14 protein-coding genes are annotated in these 18,945 nt (G+C 56.0%); 8 read left to right on the top strand and 6 right to left on the bottom strand.

Annotated elements, in window-relative coordinates:
- Positions 1–5: 5 nt before the first annotated feature.
- Positions 6–1,142, bottom strand: a complete 1,137-nt coding sequence (gene exbB, locus PYL13_RS03335; protein WP_275640484.1) for a tonB-system energizer ExbB — start codon at positions 1,140–1,142, stop codon at positions 6–8.
- A gap of 548 nt (positions 1,143–1,690) precedes the next feature.
- On the opposite strand from exbB, the gene PYL13_RS03330 reads away from it, so the two are divergent.
- Positions 1,691–2,404, top strand: a complete 714-nt coding sequence (locus PYL13_RS03330) for a YoaK family protein (protein ID WP_275640483.1) — start codon at positions 1,691–1,693, stop codon at positions 2,402–2,404.
- 16 nt (positions 2,405–2,420) lie between these two features.
- On the opposite strand, the gene PYL13_RS03325 is transcribed toward PYL13_RS03330, so the two are convergent.
- Positions 2,421–2,897: a hypothetical protein gene (locus PYL13_RS03325; RefSeq protein ID WP_441296617.1), complete on the bottom strand. Its 477-nt coding sequence runs from the start codon at positions 2,895–2,897 to the stop codon at positions 2,421–2,423.
- A 116-nt stretch (positions 2,898–3,013) separates the two neighbouring features.
- Here PYL13_RS03325 and PYL13_RS03320 point away from each other — a divergent pair, with 116 nt between their 5' ends.
- Complete coding sequence (locus tag PYL13_RS03320; protein ID WP_250983461.1) at positions 3,014–3,649, top strand: trimeric intracellular cation channel family protein; 636 nt, start codon at positions 3,014–3,016, stop codon at positions 3,647–3,649.
- 29 nt (positions 3,650–3,678) lie between these two features.
- Here the strand turns inward: PYL13_RS03320 and irrA are convergent, their stop codons facing one another.
- Positions 3,679–4,098, bottom strand: coding sequence for an iron response transcriptional regulator IrrA (gene irrA, locus PYL13_RS03315; RefSeq protein WP_192486855.1), 420 nt, complete (start codon positions 4,096–4,098; stop codon positions 3,679–3,681).
- A 305-nt stretch (positions 4,099–4,403) separates the two neighbouring features.
- Between irrA and fabA the strand changes: the two genes are divergently transcribed.
- The 5 genes from fabA (at position 4,404) to PYL13_RS03290 (ending at position 8,427) form a co-directional block, all read left to right on the top strand.
- Positions 4,404–4,919: a 3-hydroxyacyl-[acyl-carrier-protein] dehydratase FabA gene (gene fabA / locus PYL13_RS03310; protein ID WP_259147709.1), complete on the top strand. Its 516-nt coding sequence runs from the start codon at positions 4,404–4,406 to the stop codon at positions 4,917–4,919.
- A gap of 78 nt (positions 4,920–4,997) precedes the next feature.
- Positions 4,998–6,221: a beta-ketoacyl-ACP synthase I gene (gene fabB, locus PYL13_RS03305; RefSeq protein WP_275640482.1), complete on the top strand. Its 1,224-nt coding sequence runs from the start codon at positions 4,998–5,000 to the stop codon at positions 6,219–6,221.
- 5 nt (positions 6,222–6,226) lie between these two features.
- The gene (gene fabI / locus PYL13_RS03300; RefSeq protein ID WP_192486852.1) at positions 6,227–7,033 is read left to right on the top strand and encodes an enoyl-ACP reductase FabI; all 807 of its coding nucleotides are present in this window, start codon (positions 6,227–6,229) and stop codon (positions 7,031–7,033) included.
- 223 nt (positions 7,034–7,256) lie between these two features.
- Positions 7,257–7,850 carry a TadE/TadG family type IV pilus assembly protein gene (locus tag PYL13_RS03295; RefSeq protein WP_192486851.1) on the top strand — a complete coding sequence of 198 codons (594 nt, stop codon included), beginning with the start codon at positions 7,257–7,259 and terminating at the stop codon, positions 7,848–7,850.
- A gap of 7 nt (positions 7,851–7,857) precedes the next feature.
- Positions 7,858–8,427, top strand: a complete 570-nt coding sequence (locus tag PYL13_RS03290) for a TadE/TadG family type IV pilus assembly protein (protein ID WP_275640481.1) — start codon at positions 7,858–7,860, stop codon at positions 8,425–8,427.
- Positions 8,428–8,503: 76 nt separating this feature from the next.
- On the opposite strand, the gene PYL13_RS03285 is transcribed toward PYL13_RS03290, so the two are convergent.
- The 3 genes from PYL13_RS03285 to PYL13_RS03275 all read right to left on the bottom strand — a co-directional run bounded on the left by PYL13_RS03285 (position 8,504) and on the right by PYL13_RS03275 (position 17,508).
- Positions 8,504–10,279, bottom strand: coding sequence for a sulfite reductase subunit alpha (locus tag PYL13_RS03285; RefSeq protein ID WP_275640480.1), 1,776 nt, complete (start codon positions 10,277–10,279; stop codon positions 8,504–8,506).
- Between the two features lie 28 nt (positions 10,280–10,307).
- Complete coding sequence (locus PYL13_RS03280; RefSeq protein ID WP_275640479.1) at positions 10,308–15,818, bottom strand: glutamate synthase-related protein; 5,511 nt, start codon at positions 15,816–15,818, stop codon at positions 10,308–10,310.
- Positions 15,819–16,212: 394 nt separating this feature from the next.
- Positions 16,213–17,508: an MFS transporter gene (locus tag PYL13_RS03275; RefSeq protein ID WP_250983455.1), complete on the bottom strand. Its 1,296-nt coding sequence runs from the start codon at positions 17,506–17,508 to the stop codon at positions 16,213–16,215.
- Positions 17,509–17,819: 311 nt separating this feature from the next.
- Here PYL13_RS03275 and cyoA point away from each other — a divergent pair, with 311 nt between their 5' ends.
- Positions 17,820–18,887 carry a ubiquinol oxidase subunit II gene (cyoA, locus tag PYL13_RS03270; RefSeq protein WP_275641360.1) on the top strand — a complete coding sequence of 356 codons (1,068 nt, stop codon included), beginning with the start codon at positions 17,820–17,822 and terminating at the stop codon, positions 18,885–18,887.
- Positions 18,888–18,945 lie beyond the last annotated feature (58 nt).

The following is an 18,945-nucleotide window of genomic DNA, read 5'->3' as shown; positions in this document are numbered from 1 at the left end:
AGCCCTTATCTCCCAACAAGCGAAACGGAAGTTTTGTTGTCGCTGGGGGGCACGCGACGGAAATCGAGATCACGGCTAACGAGACGCTCGACACCTGCCGCAACGTCTGCCAGCAGGTGGCGATAACCGGTAATCGAACGGGCAAACACGTTATAGATCACAACAGCAGGAATAGCGGCGACAAGACCGATCGCAGTTGCCAGCAGAGCTTCAGCGATACCCGGTGCCACAACGGCAAGGTTGGTGGTCTGCGATTCCGAGATGCTGATGAACGAGTTCATGATGCCCCAGACCGTGCCAAACAGACCGACAAACGGTGCGGTGGAACCAATGGTCGCCAGTACACCCGTACCGCGCGACATGCGGCGCCCGCCGTGGCTTTCAATACGCGACAGGGCAGAGGCCACCCGCTCCTTGATGCCGGCACCATCGGTGTGTTCTACAACCGGATCGGAGACCTTCGTTTCGAACGATGCCACCTTCAGCATCAATGCTGCAGGGCCGCCCTTGTTTTCAACCGCCTGAACAGCTTCCTCCAGCGAACGGGCACGACGAACAATGCGCAAGGCGGCGCCAACGCGCACGCGCGCACCGGCCAGTTCGATAATCTTGGCAAAACCAACGGTCCAAGTGACGATCGATGCGAAAGCGAGCCCGATCATAACCGCCTTGACCACCCAGTCCGCTGCCATGAACATGCCGACAGGCGACAGGTCGTGCGGAATGTCGGAGCGTTCGCCTGGGCTCTGGAAAATCTGCTCCAGCATGGTAGCGGGCTGCTCAGGTTCTGCTGGCGCAGCTTCTGGTTCCTGCGCTGCTGGCTCGGACTGCGGAGCAGCCGCTGGCTGTTGTGCGGGAGCTGTCTGGGCCGCATTCGGCGCAGGTGTAGCAGCAGGTGGTGTCTGTTCGCTGCCAGTTGCTGGCGCGTTGGTTGATGGCTCGGCGGCCTGCGGTGCAGGTGTCGCTGCCGGTGTTGTAGGAGCCGCCTGAACCGGAATTGCTTGTGCAGGATTTTGCTGGGTCGATGTTGCCGGCGCCGGCGATACCGGGGCGGTGGTCGCTGCAGGTGCCTGGACAGCTGCCGGTTGTTCAGAACTTACAGAAGGAGCCTGAGTCTGCGCCGTGACACTACCCGCAGTCATAATAGCTGCTAAAGCGACAGCGTAAAAAGACGCAATGCATGTATTGCTGCGTCGCGCGCTTGTAGCAGATGAGGTGATGGACGTTTCGGCGAGCATGATATTGGTTTCCCGGTCTACCGTAAAAAAAGAGCACCCATGAATACCGTCAAGCCTTTGGCTCAATTGAGCGAGGATGCCCCGGCTCTCTTTCATAGCAGTCCGATAATAAACATGAGTACGTTTGGCAACTATATATTTACCGATTTGCAGAGTCTTGTACTTTTTGGATGTTTTTGTACGAAGCAGGACCTTGACCTACGGGGATTTGCCCACAAGCCCATGTGAAAATCACAAATTGGTGTAGCGCGACCACAACCGCAGGCAAGGTACATTGCGACCTTGTCCCTCGCGTACAAAGCGGATTGAGCGGGGAAGCTGCGTTGTAAAGTTGCAGTGATCAGGGGAATAAGCCTACAACAAAAGCTCAAGCACTCTATTTTGAGTCGGACCCGACCCGCGCATCACCACGGCTCGCCGGCCCGCGAAACCTATTCGCAGTCGAGCAGATCATGACACGACAAAGACGCCGCTCTCTTATCAAGGCCAAACGCACCGGCATGGGTATTGCCCTTGTCGCCACCCTTTCCTTTATCGCCGGCATGACGGACGCCATAGGCCTTCGCATGTCCGGCGACTTCGTCTCCTTCATGACAGGCAACACAACACGGGCAGCCATGTCATTGCAGGACGGTAACTGGGGCCATGCCCTGAAACTGTTGGGGGCTATTGCCACCTTTGTGCTGGGAAATGCGGTGGGGATTGTCATTGCGCACAGGGCCGACAACCGCATCTTTGCGGTGCTTGCCGCAGTTGGTGCAACATTGGCCGTCGCCTCGGTCATGCCGACCAGTGAACTGCCGCTTGTACAATTCTATTTGGTGGTTCTGGCCATGGGCATGATCAATGCCGCCGTCGAGCATGTCGAGGGCCTGCCGATCGGGCTGACCTATGTGACCGGGGCGCTGTCCCGCTTCGGGCGTGGCATTGGCCGCTGGCTGATCGGTGAGCGCAAGATGGATTGGACCATCCAAATTGTACCGTGGCTTGGCATGTTGAGCGGGGCTTTATGCGGTGCTGTTGTCGGGGCGTATATGGACTATGCGTCCCTTTGGATCGTTGCCGCTATCGTCACGCTACTGGCCTTCATCACCATGCTGATGCCGCGCTCACTGCGGCATCGTTACAATCAGCGCGTGACAATAAGAAAGATGCCTACACCCTGAAGCGGATGCAACCGGATCAGTTCTTGGAAATAGTCACAAAACGGGTGCCGCGCACGCGAACCGTCATCTCGCACTGGCGCTCATCTGTGCGTTCGCAATATTTTGGATGCATCTTGAATACGAAGACCATGTTTCCGAAACGCTTGATGAAGTCATAGCTGTAGAGCTGTGCCGTTGCGATCATGATATGACCGCCTTCCTGCACCTGGACATAGAAGTTGTAGGGGCAACCTTCGTCGGTGCAGTTCATGCCCTTCTCACCGTCGCAGGTGATTGCGCCGTGATTGGTAACCACATCCATCAGGCCATCATTGTTGATGTCCAGTTGCGCAATAAAGTCATCCCCAAACTCCACCTTCTCGCAGACCTTGCTGAAATGGGCCTTTTCATATTCGGCAGGATCCCGCACCAATTCCTGCTGCGCCAACGCACCTTGCGAAAAAAAGGGCAACATGAATAACAACTGAAGCAGGATTACGATTGGCAATCTCACGGCATTTTCCTTTGCATTGCTTTCCGCTATGGATGTCTGCGAAGCTTGGCCCAAGAAATTAAGCCATTGTGCTTGCGTGACACTGACGCCGTTTTGCTGAATTCGAGGTAAATTGCATGACCCTGCTCGGTTTTCTTGATTATGCAGGCGTTGCCGTGTTTGCCGCGACGGGCGCTCTTGCCGCATCCCGCAAACAGCTCGACTTTATCGGCTTCATGTTTCTGGCTGCCGTAACAGGTATTGGCGGCGGCACGTTGCGGGATCTGGTCCTTGGTCGCGCTCCGGTCTTCTGGGTCCTCAACCCGACATACATTCTCGTTTGTGTCTCGGTGGCTGTCCTGGTGTTTTTTACCGCGCACTTGTTCGAGTCACGGTACCGTCTACTGATCTGGCTAGATGCCATCGGTCTGTCGGCCTATTGCGTGATGGGCGCCGCCAAGGGCCTTGCCGCCACCGGCTCACCGACCGTTGCCATTGTTACCGGCACACTGACCGCAACATTCGGCGGCATCTTGCGTGATCTTCTTGCGGGAGAACCATCTGTGTTGCTGCGCCCTGAGGTCTATATAACCTGCGCACTGGCAGGCGCCTGCGTTTTCACAGCAGCCAATGCCATGGGCTTTCCGCTTTATGCTGCATCAGCCGCCGGCGTGACGACGGCCTTTGCGATCAGAAGCGGCGCGTTGATTTTCGGCTGGACTTTCCCGCGTTATCGCACACGTCCAGGCCGACCGCCGGAAGACGTTCTATAATAAAGACAAGAAAGTCGAAAATTCGCGGTTCAATCGCGGGTGCGGCGAAGCCTGATAACAACATCCACATGGGCGATTTCCATGCCCGGAGGAGGCTCCGGCAGATTATCGATCTGAATGTTGCTGACCGGGATGTCGAGCACTTCATTGTCGTCTTCGACAAAGAAGTGGTGGTGGTCAGACACGTTGGTATCGAAATAGGTGCGCGCACCTTCCATCGCCAACACACGGATAAGCCCCGCTTCGGTAAACTGGTGAAGCGTATTATAGACCGTAGCCAGAGAAACCGGCACGCCAGCCAACACGGCTTCTTCATGCAGTTCTTCGACTGTCAGGTGGCGGTCACCCTTGGCAAACAACAGGTCACCCAGCGCAACACGCTGCCGTGTCGGGCGCAAGCCATAACGGCGAAGCCGGGAACCGATATCGATATTTGCGTCTAGTGACATACAGGCCGTTCCTAAAAACCATCCAATTTCAGGTTAATCTCTTAAAGCATATAACTTTTACAAGAATACGTTTCAATAGCTTCTATGGCCTGCAGAAGCTGCAACACCTGTGAATTGGCCGTGTTTTTGATTTTTTCTCTGGTTCATAAGGACTGCTTCCTGTATGCGGACCGGAAAGAACATTAGGATTTGTTATTTGCATGCATCATGATGACGCGCCGCCGACCCCTTGCAACGCTTCATTTTGAACCTCACATGCTCTAGACAGATTTGAGTTGAATAGTATTGGGGAAACGGAAAAGAGCATGACGACGAGGCAATCAAGCTACAATTACGAGGAAATCCTGGCATGCGGCCGCGGAGAGCTTTTCGGCCCCGGCAACGCGCAGCTCCCTCTGCCTCCCATGCTTATGGTTCACCGCATTACTGAAATATCCGAAACCGGCGGCGCCTTCGACAAGGGCTACATTCGTGCAGCTTACGATGTCAGCCCCGACGACTGGTATTTCCCTTGCCATTTCCAGGGCAACCCAATCATGCCTGGCTGCCTTGGCCTCGATGGCATGTGGCAGCTGACTGGTTTCTTCCTTGGCTGGCTGGGCGAAGAAGGCCGAGGCATGGCGCTTTCCACCGGCGAGGTGAAGTTCAAGGGCATGGTTCGCCCACACACCAAGCTTCTCGAATACGGCATCGACTTCAAGCGCGTCATGCGTGGTCGCCTTGTACTGGGCACCGCAGATGGCTGGCTGAAAGCCGATGGCGAAACCATTTACCAGGCATCCGACCTTCGGGTTGGTCTTTCGAAAGAAAAGACTGCCTGAACCTGGCAGTTAGAGTCTGACAGGCGCCCGGCGGTATTTTGACCGCCAAGCGACAATCTAAAGAAAAGGTCCACGTTCATGAGACGCGTAGTTGTCACCGGCCTCGGCATTGTTTCTTCCATCGGCAGCGATGCCGCAGAGGTAACAGCATCCCTCAGAGGCGCAAAGTCCGGCATTTCATTCTCGCCAGATTTCGCCGAACACGGTTTCAAATGCCAGGTATGGGGCAAGCCTTCGCTCGACCCGACCGACCTGGTTGATCGTCGCGCCATGCGCTTCCTGAGCCAGGGCGGTGCATGGAACCATGTTGCCATGAAGCAGGCGATTGCGGATTCCGGTCTTGAGGACAAAGACATCAGCGAAAACGAGCGCACCGGCATCATCATGGGTTCCGGCGGTCCATCCACGCGCACCATCGTTGAAGCATCCGACATCACGCTGAAGAATAACAGCCCGAAGCGCATCGGCCCGTTCGCCGTGCCGAAGGCGATGTCTTCAACAGCGTCCGCGACACTTGCCACCTGGTTCAAGATCCACGGCGTCAACTACTCGATCTCTTCGGCCTGCTCGACATCCGCACACTGCATCGGCAATGCTGCTGAAATGATCCAGTGGGGCAAGCAGGACATCATGTTTGCTGGCGGTCATGAAGACCTCGACTGGTCGATGTCCAACCTGTTCGACGCCATGGGCGCGATGTCTTCCAAGTACAACGACACACCTGAAACGGCTTCTCGCGCTTATGACGCAAACCGCGACGGTTTCGTTATCGCCGGCGGCGCTGGTGTTCTGGTTCTGGAAGAGCTGGAACATGCCAAGGCACGCGGCGCAAAGATTTACGCGGAAGTCGTCGGCTACGGCGCAACCTCTGACGGCTACGACATGGTTGCTCCGTCGGGCGAAGGCGCGATCCGCTGCATGCGTCAGGCTCTGTCGACCGTTAAGGGTGACGTTGACTATATCAACACACACGGCACCTCGACCCCAGTTGGCGACAGCAAGGAAATCGGTGCGATCCGCGAAGTGTTCGGTTCCAACATCCCGCACATCCAGTCCACCAAGTCGCTCACGGGTCACTCCCTCGGCGCTGCTGGCGTACAGGAATCCATCTATGGCCTGTTGATGATGCAGGAGCGTTTCATCGGCGAGAGCGCCCATATTTCCGAGCTAGACCCGGAATTTACTGGCGTGCCGATCGTTCGCAGCCGTATCGACAATGCAAAGATCGATACCGTTCTGTCCAATTCCTTCGGTTTCGGCGGCACCAACGCCACGCTCGTATTCCAGCGCTACAACGGATAAAAGCCATGAATGGCATCATGCAGGGAAAACGTGGCCTCATCATGGGTGTGGCCAACAACCATTCTATTGCCTGGGGTATCTCCAAGGCGCTCTCTGCACAGGGTGCTGAGCTTGCCTTTACCTATCAGGGCGAAGCACTGGGCAAGCGCGTAAGACCGCTTGCTGCAGAGCTGAATTCTGATTTCGTGGTGCCATGCGATGTTGAAGACATTGCTTCTGTCGACGCGCTTTTTGCGACCTTGAAAGAACGTTGGGGCAAGATCGATTTCGTCGTTCACGCCATCGGCTTTTCCGACAAGAACGAGCTGAAGGGCCTCTATGCCGATACGACGCGTGAAAACTTCAGCCGTACCATGGTCATTTCCTGCTTCTCGTTTACGGAAATTGCCAAGCGCGCCGCTGAACTGATGACCGATGGCGGTTCCATGCTGACGCTGACCTATAATGGTTCGCAGCGTGTAATCCCGAACTACAACGTCATGGGCGTTGCCAAGGCCGCTCTTGAAGCGTCTGTACGTTATCTGGCTGCGGATTATGGTCCGCGCGATATTCGCGTCAACGCGATCTCTGCCGGCCCGGTACGCACACTTGCTGGCGCAGGCATTTCCGATGCACGCGCCATCTTTGCCTGGAACCAGAAGAACGCCCCGCTTCGTCGCACGGCCGACATCGAGGATATTGGTGGATCTGCACTTTACCTGTTGTCCAACCTATCACGTGGCGTGACCGGTGAATGTCATTACGTCGACTGCGGCTTCAACATCACCTCGACGCCAACGCTTGAGGTACTGTCGAAAGCCGATCACGACTGATCCAGTTTCAGACGACACGATCACAGCCTGCCGTTTTATCAACGGCAGGCTTTTTGTTTTGAAACCGGTCATTTCAGCAAAAAAAATGACCGTTAAAGCTACATTTGCGTCGCATTCTTCCGACCAGCGCAAGATATTTTAAACATTGAGCTTCTAACGTGACCGCGTATTGCCGTTGATGAGCATCGGCAGGCGCCATGCATCATGAAGATAGTCACGCCTCATGCGTTCAGTATTCAGATTTTTCGGACAGATCAGAAAACTGCGGAAATCGAGCGATGGCGCCGCCGCGATAGAATTCGCAATTCTTGCCATTCCCTACTTCATGATCATCTTCGCGATCGTTGAAACGTTCATTGCCTTTACCGGCGAACAGCTAGTTTCCAATGCTGTTGAAAACATGTCGCGCAAATTGCGCACGGGGCAGATCACCTACAAGATCGATTCCACGACGGACAAGGAAGCCGAACAGTTTCGCCAACTGTTCTGCAATGAAATTGCCATCATGATCACTTGCTCCACGACAGAGGCAAAGACACCACAAAAGCTGTTTATCGACGCACGTACCTTTACCAATTTTGCCGATATGCCAAGCTCAGTGCCCGTCAAGAACGGTGATCTCGACACGTCGGCATTCAAATACGAACCGGGCGGTCCCGGCACGATCAACATGCTGCGCGCCTATTACAAGTGGCAGGTCATTACTGACCTTATCCGGCCTTATATCAGCAATATTCGCCCGACGGATGCCTCCGTACCCTCCTATTTTCTGATTGTCGCAACATCGGCCTACCAGAATGAACCACGATTCAATTGAGCGGACGATGAAGCAACAACGTAGCTTTTCCGGAATATTCAGAAGACTGGCGAAAGATCGCGAGGGCATGGGTGCCGTCGAGTTTGCAATTATCGTGCCCATTTTGCTGATGGTCTACATCACGTCTTTCGAGCTGACGATTGGTTTGAGCGTGGCAAAACGTGCGACGCGTGCCTCCGGCTCAATCGCCGATATCGTGACGCAGCAGACCAGCGTCAACAAGGCCTATCTGAAAACCATGATCAATGCTGCCGACGGCATTTTTGAGCCTTACGGCATCACCGGGCTCAAGCTGAAAATTACTGGCATTTCCATTGATGCGTCATCAAAACCGACAGTCGCCTGGTCTTGGGCACAGGACGACTCGCGGCCTTATGCTGTGGGTGCAGCTGTGACCATTCCAAGCACCCTTGCCGTTGCAAATACGTTTCTCGTTCGCTCGGAACTGACCATTCCGCATGAATTGCTGATGTTCATGCCAAGCGTTATGCCGCCGCAGGTCAAGACGGTGAATATTTCGCGGGAAGACTTCTTCCGTCAGCGTGCTGGTACGACGCTTGCCTGCACAAATTGCTGATCAATCCAGGGATATCCGCAGCAACATTCCGTAAAATCCTCGAGGCCGCCCCCGAGGATTTTTTCTTTCGAGGCAATCAATAGACGTCGCGCAGATATCGCTTCGCGCGCTTCAGCCCATTGACGTAATCACCCGCTGCTTCCGCTGACAGGCCGCCATGGCTGGCAACGATATCATGCAAGGCATCGTCGACATCCTTGGCCATGCGCGTTGCATCTCCGCAGACATAGAAATGGCCGCCTTCTTCCAACCAGGCATAGAGCGCCTTGCCGTTTTCCTTCATGCGGGTCTGCACGTAGATTTTTTCTGCCTGATCGCGGGAGAAAGCCAGATCAAGGCGTGTCAAAACGCCGTTGCTGCTCATTTCGCCCAGTTCCTGCTCGTATATGAAGTCATTGGCACGATGCTGATCACCGAAGAATAGCCAGTTCTTGCCCTTGGCACCACGCTGCTGCCGTTCCTGCAGGAAGGCACGGAATGGTGCAATGCCGGTACCGGGACCAACCATGATCATGGGTGCGTCATTGTTGGCTGGCACACGAAAGGCCTTGTTCTGCGACACGAAGATACCGGCATTTTCCCCCTGCGCAACGCGGTCGGCCAGATAGGTTGAGCAAACACCACCATGATCACGACCCTGCGCGTGGTAACGCACGCTGGCAATGGTGAGATGTACGCTACCTTCGGCGGCAAGTGGGCTGGACGAGATGGAATAAGCGCGATGCTGCAGCGGCTTCAGCAGCTTCACAAAATCTGCCGCGTTCAAATCCATCGCCGAGTTAAGCGACAGGAGATCAAGTGTGTCCTTGCTCCATAGGAAGGCGTCCAGCGCCTGCTTGTCACCATTGCGCAAGATATGGTTCAGCTCTTCATGATTGGCACGCTTGCCAACATCCTGCACCAGTTCGCGAGACGGGGTCGAAATTTCAAACTGTTTCAGCAGGGCATCGCCAAGTGGCTGATCGAGGCCGGCAACGGCATCATCAGCTTTGGCACCAAGACGCTGGAGAATGGCGTCAACCAGTGCCGGGTCATTGAACGGGACAACACCCAAGGCGTCACCGGCTTCATATTCCAGACCACTGTCACCGAGATCGAATTCATAGTGACGGATTTCCTTGGCGGAATCGATACCCGACAGGCGACGATTGACCGAGACAACCGAAGAGAACGGGTTCTTGCGGTTCCATGCGGACTTCGCCCTAGCCGGTTCCGCAGCAGCGACTGGAACTGCATTCGCCGCGGCATCACCACCATCGATAGCGCCAGCGACGGGCAGTGCATCACCAATCCAAGCGGCAGCGGCATCTTCATAATCGATATCGCAATCAAGGCGGGCATGCAGACGCTTGGCACCCAGTTGCTCAAAGCGCGTATCGATCAGTTTGCCAGCCTGGCAGAAGCCGTCATAACCGGTGTCACCCAGCGCCAAAACCGCAAAATTGACGGTTTCCAACCGTGGCGCGGTATCGGCGGAAAGCGCATCCCAGAACAGTTGGGCATTGTCGGGCATTTCACCTTCGCCATAGGTCGAGGCAACCACGATCACCCGCTTCATAACAGCGAGGTTTTCCATGGAAATATCGTCCAATGCGGTGACAACTGGCTGCATGCCCTGTGTGCGGGCAGCGGCCGCTATGTCCATCGCCAGTCCTTCGGCATTACCTGTTTGCGTACCGTAGAGTACATTCAGTACCGCAGCTGCGGCCTTCGGAGACTGACCTGCGGCCACGGCTGTAGAGCCTTCACCACCAATACTGATGCGTGAGTGCAGGCCGGCCAGAAAACCGGACAACCATGCACGCTGGTCGCCATTGAACGGAGCATCTTCTGGAATGTAAGGTATCTTCATCGTTCTCACTCAGTTCAATCTGTCTCAGTCAGTTCTGTCTGGCTGCGAGGGCAAGGTCCGGCAACGCATTGGCTGCGAACAGTTCCTCGAAGCCCGGCAGGCGTCCGATCTTTTCAATGTTTCTGGCGTTCTGCTGAATGATCCAGCCATAGGTGCCCGGGCTGTCCATAGACAGGATGTTGCGCTTGGAAAGCGCCTGCCTGTAGTCGTCCAGTCGCTTGGCGGCGATCATCACAGCAAGCTGCTCGTCACTATGGCCAGCCAATGCTTCACGTGCATATTTCAGCAGACGTTGCATCAGCGCAAAATCTTCGGTCAGAATGAGATTGCGTACCGCCTTTTCAATCGCCGGGTCGGATGGGCCACGCGCAAATGGTACACGCTGCATGGCAATGGCCTGCGCCATGCTGAGCACCGTGTAATTGTTCAGAAGCGCATACATCTCCTCGGTATCGGTCTCGCCATAACCAGGTACCGAACCGTTCAACACCGCCCGCTTGTCACGATAGGCCAGCTTGAACTTGCGAACCTGATGGGCAGCAAGCGCCGTTGCCAGTTCCTCCAGCAGTTCCTTGCGGGGCTTTGCCTTCAGGATTTCGTTGCTGTCCTGGTAGAGCAGCAAGGCGCGCGGCATGCCGTACACGAAGTTATGCTGCTCGCTCTCCCAGTTTTCCAGAAGCCATGCGGCCTTGGCAGAGCCGGTTTCGGCAACATGCCAGCTCAGCAGCTGGTGAACGGCCTGATTGTGGATCGCGGCCTGTTCATCATCACCGGTGATCGAGCCCAGAAGAATGGAATCGTGGCTGACCTTCTTTGGCAGATCGCCATAGGGGTCATACTGGTAAACGAAACCGCCACTCATGCCGTTTCCGAAACCCTTGCCGAAGCTGCCGAGGTTGAGGACGGCACCATTGGTCATGTATTCGCAGGCAAAGTCGCCCACACCTTCAACAACCGCTGTCGCACCGGAGTTTCGCACCGCAAAGCGGTCACCCGCTTGCCCTTCAACAAAGGTGCGGCCACCCGTTGCACCGAACAGGGCGAAGTTGCCAACCAGAACATTGCCACCAGCCTCGGCCGAACCGCCACCTGGCGAACGCACGACAATGGTGCCGCCGCAGGCGCTCTTGCCAACACCGTCATTGCAGGTGCCGGTGTGAACCATGACCATGCCGTCATTGCAGAAGGCACCGAAGGATTGACCGGCAGACCCCGATGTGGCGATACGCACGGCACCGGGCTCCAGAAAACGACGACCACGTTCATCCTGACGGACGGCAGGCAGTGTCGCCACCTGTTCATCACTCAGTTCATGGTTCAGAATGCGCTCGATATCGACCGCAAGTTGACCGCCCACACTCTTGTTGCAGTTGTTGAGGAAGCGGTTGCCACCAAGCTCGATGGTGTCACGCTTGCCATCAACCAGGGCCGAACGCACCAGTTCGATGAAAGCATCATCGAGGGCGAAGTCCTTTTCCATGTAAACCGGGTTGGCGATCTTCACCTCCTCAACCACAGTCAACATTGCCCGGAGGTCAAGCTGGCCAACACTGGATGGGTGGTCGAGAAGGTGAAGAAGATCGGAACGGCCACGTGCCTGCGCCAGAGACTGCAGACCAAGGGCCGCCAGAATCTCGCGTGTTTCGTGGGCAATGTTCATCAGATACTGCGCCAGAGCGCGCGGGTCACCATTGAAAACTTCCTGGTTGGTGGTGAGACCAGCCGGGCACTTGATGTTGCAGTTCTTGGCCATGACGCATTTCAGCATCATCAGCGCCGTGGTGCCGAATTCGAAGCTGTCGCCGCCCAAAAGGGCTGACTTGACGACATCACTTGCGGTCTGGTGTGCGCCCGAGCACCGCAACAGAACCTTGGCACGCAGACCATTGGCGCACAGTGCCTGGTGCACTTCTGCAATGCCGATTTCCGCCGAACGCCCGGTATATTTCAGGCTGGTAACGGCAGCAGCACCCGTGCCGCCGGTGTTGCCGGCAACATTGATGACATCTGCACCGGCCTTGGCGACGCCAACCGCAATCGTGCCGATGCCTTCCGACGATACGAGCTTGACGATAACCCGCACACGCGCCGCCTTGGCATCATGGATCAGTTGCGCCAAATCTTCGATCGAATAGGTGTCGTGGTGCGGTGGGGGTGAAACCAATTCGACACCCGGTGTGCCGCCACGGGCTGCGGCGATTTCCACCGTGACCTTTGGCGAAGGCAGCTGACCACCCTCGCCTGGCTTTGCACCCTGACCGATCTTGATCTCGATTTCTTCCAGCATCGGGTCAGCAAGATACCCTGCCCAGACGCCAAAACGACCGGACGCGAACTGCTTGATACGCGAGGCACGGATGGTGCCGTAACGCGAAATATGCTCACCACCTTCGCCGGAGTTGGACATGCCGCCAACCATGTTGGTGCCATGCGCCACCGCTTCATGAGCGGCGGCAACCAGCGCGCCATGGCTCATGGCACCAGAAGCCAGAAATCTGGTGATGTCACTTGCCTTTTGAACATCCTCAAGCGGGATGCTGGCAGGGGCGGTGTGGATCAGCGACAGGTAATCCAGTGCCTGTCCCTTGACCTGAACGGCCAATGCGCCGCCTTCCAACCAATGACCGACAATATCCTGCCCGAAACGGATCACCAGTGATTGGCCAAGGGCTGCAAGCCGTGTCAGGTCAGCGCCAGACTGGCCGGTCAGACGCAGGCGAAACTCTTCATCACCAACGCTCTCAACGGTCAGCCCACGCACCATGAAGCTGTTATTGCCCTTGCGGGAAAAACGGCCCATTTCCTTGCGGAATTCTGCTGGCGAATTGGCAAAGGTGACGTCAGCCGGCAGGTCCAGCACATCACGCAACGCAGATGGACGGCGCATGCGTTCTTCACTCATCATGCGGGTAAAGGCACGATAACCCGGCGTGATCTGGAACTTGTCGATTGCCTCCGGTGTCAGACGGTCGAAGCTGTTGTGGTAATAGGCGGAATCGTTGAGGCCGAAGGCATCTTCCAGCCGGTTGAGCGGCAGCAGGCGCAACATGTCTTCGTTTTCGCCAACGCCGTTTTCGGCGTCCTTGTCGAACGCGATCTTTTCCTCGGTCATGTCAACGAAACCACGCACAGCCGTGGTGCCATAGGAATGGCCAGCACCTTCGGCACGTTCCTTGAACAAGCCAAGCAGCGGAATGTCGTTCTCACCCTTGACGGTCAACGCCTTGCGGTGCCAGTCGGCGACGGCCTGCGCGATAACGGCAAAGTTGACACCACCAACCGGCGTCTTGACGTTGGGGAAGTACTTCTTCAGCACCGGATCGCTGGTGTCGAGAAAGTTCGGTTCAAAGAACTCACCGCCGATATAGCTTTCAGCCGTGCAGAGCCCGACCTTGCCCATGGTCTTCATCAGAGACTTTTCAGCAGCCTTGGCGAAACGCTTGAAGGCCTTGTCGGCATCCGCACCAAACTTTTCCTCGGCGCGGAACTGCACACCGAGCGGATAAACGCCGGATGCACCAAAGCCGAGAGCCGCTGCAATGTGATGCGACGAGGAGAACTGACCGCTTTCGGCAATCAGCGACACGCGAAGGCGCAGGCCTTCCTCGATCAGCTTCTGGTTCAGGGCAGAGATCACAATGATCATTGGCAGTGCAGCGCGATCAGTCGCAACGTGGCGATCGGTGATGACAGCAATGCCACCCTCTTCTGCGGCGAAGGATGCGACCTTGTTGCAAACACTGTCGATACCCGCCTGCAACGCGGCCTCGTTGGCCTTGGGATCGTTGTAAACCGGGGTGTAGAGCATCTCAAAACGACGAACCGGCGTTTCCGTCTGTTCACGGATTTTCAGCATGTCGAGATGGGTCAGGATCGGCGAGCGCACGACGATCTGGCGGGCAGCCTTTGCGCCGATATTGGGCTTAGCGCCCAGCGCAACGCGCAACGTCATGCCGTCTGCTTCACGGATACTGTCAAGCGGTGGGTTGGTGACCTGCGCAAAACGCTGCGAGAAATACTTCGCAACGCCGCCTTCCTGATCCGACAGCGCATTGATGGCGTTGCCGTAGCCCATGGCGGAAATTTTTTCAGCGCCGGTCGCCAGCATCGGGTCCATCAGGAACTTGAAGCTTTCCTGATTGTGCGAATAAGCGACATAACGCTGATGGCGTTCCAGATCGCCATTGTAACGCTGGGGCGATCCCTGATTTTCAGCGGGAACCTCAGGCAATTCTTCCAGCGTGACACGGGCTTCACGCAGCAACGTTGGATAATCGCGGCGCGATGCCAGCATTTCCAACGCTTCGACGGTCGACCATGCACGGCGCTCAGCCTGATCGAAATACAGCATGCCGCCGGCTTCGATACGGCCGCGATGGATGACGCTTTCCGGCGGGAAGGCAATCTGGCCTGCTTCCGACATTACGCAGAGATACTCGTCTGTTTCGACCGTGCGCAGTGGGCGTAAGCCCAGACGGTCCAGGCGTGCACCGACGATGGTGCCATCGCCAAAGATCAGCGCGGCGGGACCATCGTTCTTCTCTTCGTAAAGGGAAAAATATTCAAACATCGCCCGCACTTGCGGCGACAATGTCTCGTCATTTTCCCAGGCAGGCGGCATCATCGAAACGACAGCCGTTACGAGGTCAAGCCCGTCTTCCATAACGCGGGCCTGCAGCGTCTGGTCGAGACGGCAGCTATCCGACTGCCCCTTGGGGCGGATGATGCTGGCATTGCGTGCCAAGGCGACAGCAGCTTCAGACAGGCGGTTCTTCTTGTCGGTGTTCAGTTCGCCATTATGCGCCATCAGGCGGAATGGCTGCGCCATGGACGGATGCGGGTCAGTGTTGGTAGAGAAGCGGGTGTGAAAGTACATCGTGTGTACTTCATGGCACGGGTCCACCAGGTCGCAGAAGTATGGCATGACTTCCGTCGAATTGAGACGACCTTTGAAAACCTGGGTGCGGGCACTCAGCGACAGTGGGTAAAAACCCGACAGTTCCGGGCGCGTGTAGGCAATGGCTTCGATGGCCAGCAAGGCCTTATGGATACGCCAGTCAAACTCGCCACGATCACGGCAACCTGCATGGGCCGAAAACACCCATTGGCGAATGGGAAGCTGGTAACGAACCGCAGCTTCACGAATGGCGCTGTTATCAACCGGCACATCACGCACCAGAAGCACGGAGAAACCCTGCTCCTCAAGCGCCTTTTCGATGATCTCTATAGCCTCATCATGGAAGGCGGCGTTTTGCGGCAGGAAGAAATTACCAACGCCAAACCGACCGGCTTCCAGTTCGACAGAGCCGGTCAGTTGACGAAAAAAAGACAGGGACAGATCCACCGAGATACCGGCACCATCACCAACGCCTTCTGCCGACATGCCACCGCGATGCGGCACGGCACAAAGCGCTTCGTGGCCACGCTTCAGCACGTCATGGGTCTGCAAACCGTCTTTGCGCGTAATAAAGCCAACGCCGCAGCTGCTCTTCTCGGCAGCAATGTCATAAAGGCCATAATCAGGGTCATTCACGCTCATCGGTCTCTCCCGTTCCGGCGCACTTGCGCAGCGAGGTGTCACCTTTTTCACCCGCAGGCGGAGCCGCAGGTGACCTGACTGCTCCTTTTCAGATTTCTGTTATCGGCGTTTCGCGGCGCGAATAATCGACGTGCGCGTATTGGCTGGCACCGCGGTGCCGGCAATCGCCGCTTTCATCGATTTTATGGTCGAAACGTATTTCATGACCCGCGCCAAACTGTGCTGTCGACACGAACATCGCGCCAATTTATGTCAGCATGACTTACATATCTATGTTGATTTCGGAAATCAAGATTAATTAACGTCCGCGCAATAAAAATACGAAAAGCCGTGAAATCCTTTACGAATTTCACGGCTTCAAGGTTACTCAGGTTAGTTTGTTGCTAAAAATCAATCAGGTCGCATCGAGTGTCGTGCTGAATGCAAGGGCAATAAGCGTCGCGACTGCGCCGGAGAGCAAATAAAGTCCGGCCGCTATGAGACCAAATTCTGACGAGAACCCAAGAGCCACCAGTGGTGCGAAACCGGCACCGATGAGCCATGAGATATCCGATGTCAGAGACGCACCGGTATAGCGGTATTCACGGCTGAAACGCGAAGCAAGCGCACCGCTTGCCTGACCGAAGGACAGACCCAGCAGCGAAAAGCCGATCAACACGAACAGGTAACGGCCAATATCACCCGAGTTAAGCAGCAGCGGTGTGACGAGACTGAAGAGCGCGATCAGAACAGCAGCCGCGCCGAGCAGTTTGCGACGGCCGAATTTGTCAGCCAGTACGCCGGACACGACAATCATGCCACCACAGATGATGGCGCTGACGAACTGTACGAACAGGAAGTCTGAAATCTTCTGGTTGGTGTTGAGCGTGACCCAGCTGAGCGGGAACACGGTGACCAGATGGAACAGTGCAAAACTGGCCAGCGGAACGAAGGCACCGGTCAGAACGATGCGTGACTGCGACCGCAGCATTTCGAAAACCGGCCTGGGTTCCAGCTCATGGCTTTGCACCATGGCCTGAAATTCCGGAGTCACAATCATGCGAAGTCGGGCAAACAGCGCCAGCACATTAAGTGCCAATGCCACGAAGAACGGGAAACGCCAGCCCCATGCCAGGAATTCAGCATGTGACAGCTGAGTGAAGAAAACGATGAAGAAGGCGCTTGCCAGACCAAAACCCATAGCCGCACCGATCTGCGGCATCATGGCATACCAGCCACGTTGTTTCGCAGGTGCGTTCATCGCCAGAAGAGAGGTGAGGCCGTCCCATGCACCACCCAGACCAAGTCCCTGCCCTATACGGAACACGGCGAGCAGGACTGGCGCCATCATGCCGGCGTCCGCAAAGGACGGCAGGAAGCTGATCGCCATGGTGGAACCACAGAGTGTAAACAATGCGACGGTCAATTTCGCCGCACGCCCGAACTTTCTGTCGATCTGCAGCGAGATCATTGAGCCGATGGGGCGGGCAATAAAGGCCAGTGAAAAGACCGCGAAGGAATAAAGAGTTGCTGTCAGCGGATCTGCATATGAGAAGAAGACGTAGGGAAAAACCAATGCCGATGCGATGGCGTAGACAAAGAAGTCAAAAAACTCTGTCATTCTTGCCAGAATGACCGCGATGGTGATGCGGTCCGGATCGACTGTCGCAGGTGTTTCAGGATAGGTCTGCGAACTATTGATATAACTCATTTTATTCCTCCTGCGTATGGCGCACCATGTTGGGTAACGCGCTGGCTCCTCTTCCGTTGCGTTACCTGCGGCGGATTGTCACACAGTCTGCGCACAGCCGTCAAATGAAGATTGCAGGAAGGACTTGCTCCAAGGGCCTTCTATGAGATAATGCACCCAGCCATGCCGTGGCTGTTGCGCTGCGGCGATCCCGCTGCACCGCGACAAAATACCTCATTACAATAATGACGTTTGGCAATTATTCGCGGTACAATTGAAACAGTACGAGTTTTAAGAACGTGCCCACGATCAAGAAATTTTCTTCTGCCTTCATGGCATTTTCGTCGTTGCTGCTGCTCAGCGGCTGCGATCTCGTGGTTATGAACCCTTCCGGGGACATTGCCATCCAGCAACGTGATCTCATCATCACCTCAACAGTGTTGATGCTGCTCATCATCGTTCCGGTTCTTGCATTGACGCTGTTCTTTGCATGGAAGTACCGTGAATCGGCGAAGGCTGAAGATTACGATCCAGAGTGGCACCACTCCACGCGCCTTGAAATGGTGATCTGGTCTGCGCCCGTTGCCATCATTCTCATGTTGGGAACCGTGACGTGGATCGCAACCCACCGTCTGGATCCGTACCGCCCGATCGACCGCATTGATGCGGACCGTCCTGTGACAGCCGAAACCAAGACCCTGACGGTCGAGGTTGTGGCCATGGACTGGAAGTGGCTGTTCTTCTACCCGGAACTGGGCATTGGCAGCGTCAATGAATTTGCTGCTCCGATCGATGTTCCGATCAACTTCAAGATTACCGGCACCACGGCGATGAACTCGTTCTACGTGCCTGCACTGGCTGGCCAGATTTACGCCATGGGCGGCATGCAGACCAAGCTGCACGCAGTCATCAACAAGGAAGGCGTTTATGACGGCTTCTCGGCGAACTTCTCCGGCCCTGGCTTTTCGCACATGCGCTTCAAGTTCCACGGTCTGAGCAATGAAGGCTTCGACCAGTGGGTTGCAAAGGTCAAGGACGGCGGCAAGGGCTTCGGCCGTATGGAATACCTCGAATTCGCTAAGCCGAGCGAGCGTAATCCTGTCGAGTACTTCGCCAGTGTCGACCCACAGCTGTATGACGCAATCCTCAACCGCTGTGTAGAGCCAAACAAGCTTTGCATGCGTGACATGATGCACATCGACGCCAATGGCGGCGGCGGCAAGGAAGGCATCGATATCGCCAAGGCGCTGAACTCCGTGATCTGCACCCCGCTTTCGCCTTACGGCATGGCATTCGGTTCGCAGTCCACGCCGGCGGCTATCGAAGGCCAGACATTCGTTCCTGCTGCTCTGCCTGACATCAAGGCTGCCCTGCCGGAAAGCAAACCGGTGGCCGGCTGACTGGCATCACTGACTTTCAACGGCGCGGAACCCCCGCGCCGACATTTGTTTTGAATCG

This window comes from Agrobacterium sp. Azo12, assembly GCF_029193765.2.
Classification (GTDB): Bacteria; Pseudomonadota; Alphaproteobacteria; order Rhizobiales; family Rhizobiaceae; genus Agrobacterium.
Note: the sequence above shows the minus strand (reverse complement) of the source record. Positions and strands in the feature narration are given on the sequence as shown.

Coding starts and splice junctions, on each gene's coding strand:
- PYL13_RS03285 (WP_275640480.1), bottom strand. CDS start 10,279: ATGAAGATACCTTACATTCCAGAAGATGCTCCGTTCAATGGCGACCAG.
- PYL13_RS03280 (WP_275640479.1), bottom strand. CDS start 15,818: ATGAGCGTGAATGACCCTGATTATGGCCTTTATGACATTGCTGCCGAG.
- PYL13_RS03275 (WP_250983455.1), bottom strand. CDS start 17,508: ATGAGTTATATCAATAGTTCGCAGACCTATCCTGAAACACCTGCGACA.
- PYL13_RS03320 (WP_250983461.1), top strand. CDS start 3,014: ATGACCCTGCTCGGTTTTCTTGATTATGCAGGCGTTGCCGTGTTTGCC.
- fabB (WP_275640482.1), top strand. CDS start 4,998: ATGAGACGCGTAGTTGTCACCGGCCTCGGCATTGTTTCTTCCATCGGC.
- PYL13_RS03330 (WP_275640483.1), top strand. CDS start 1,691: ATGACACGACAAAGACGCCGCTCTCTTATCAAGGCCAAACGCACCGGC.
- cyoA (WP_275641360.1), top strand. CDS start 17,820: ATGGCATTTTCGTCGTTGCTGCTGCTCAGCGGCTGCGATCTCGTGGTT.
- fabA (WP_259147709.1), top strand. CDS start 4,404: ATGACGACGAGGCAATCAAGCTACAATTACGAGGAAATCCTGGCATGC.
- PYL13_RS03295 (WP_192486851.1), top strand. CDS start 7,257: ATGCGTTCAGTATTCAGATTTTTCGGACAGATCAGAAAACTGCGGAAA.
- exbB (WP_275640484.1), bottom strand. CDS start 1,142: ATGACTGCGGGTAGTGTCACGGCGCAGACTCAGGCTCCTTCTGTAAGT.
- irrA (WP_192486855.1), bottom strand. CDS start 4,098: ATGTCACTAGACGCAAATATCGATATCGGTTCCCGGCTTCGCCGTTAT.
- PYL13_RS03290 (WP_275640481.1), top strand. CDS start 7,858: ATGAAGCAACAACGTAGCTTTTCCGGAATATTCAGAAGACTGGCGAAA.
- fabI (WP_192486852.1), top strand. CDS start 6,227: ATGAATGGCATCATGCAGGGAAAACGTGGCCTCATCATGGGTGTGGCC.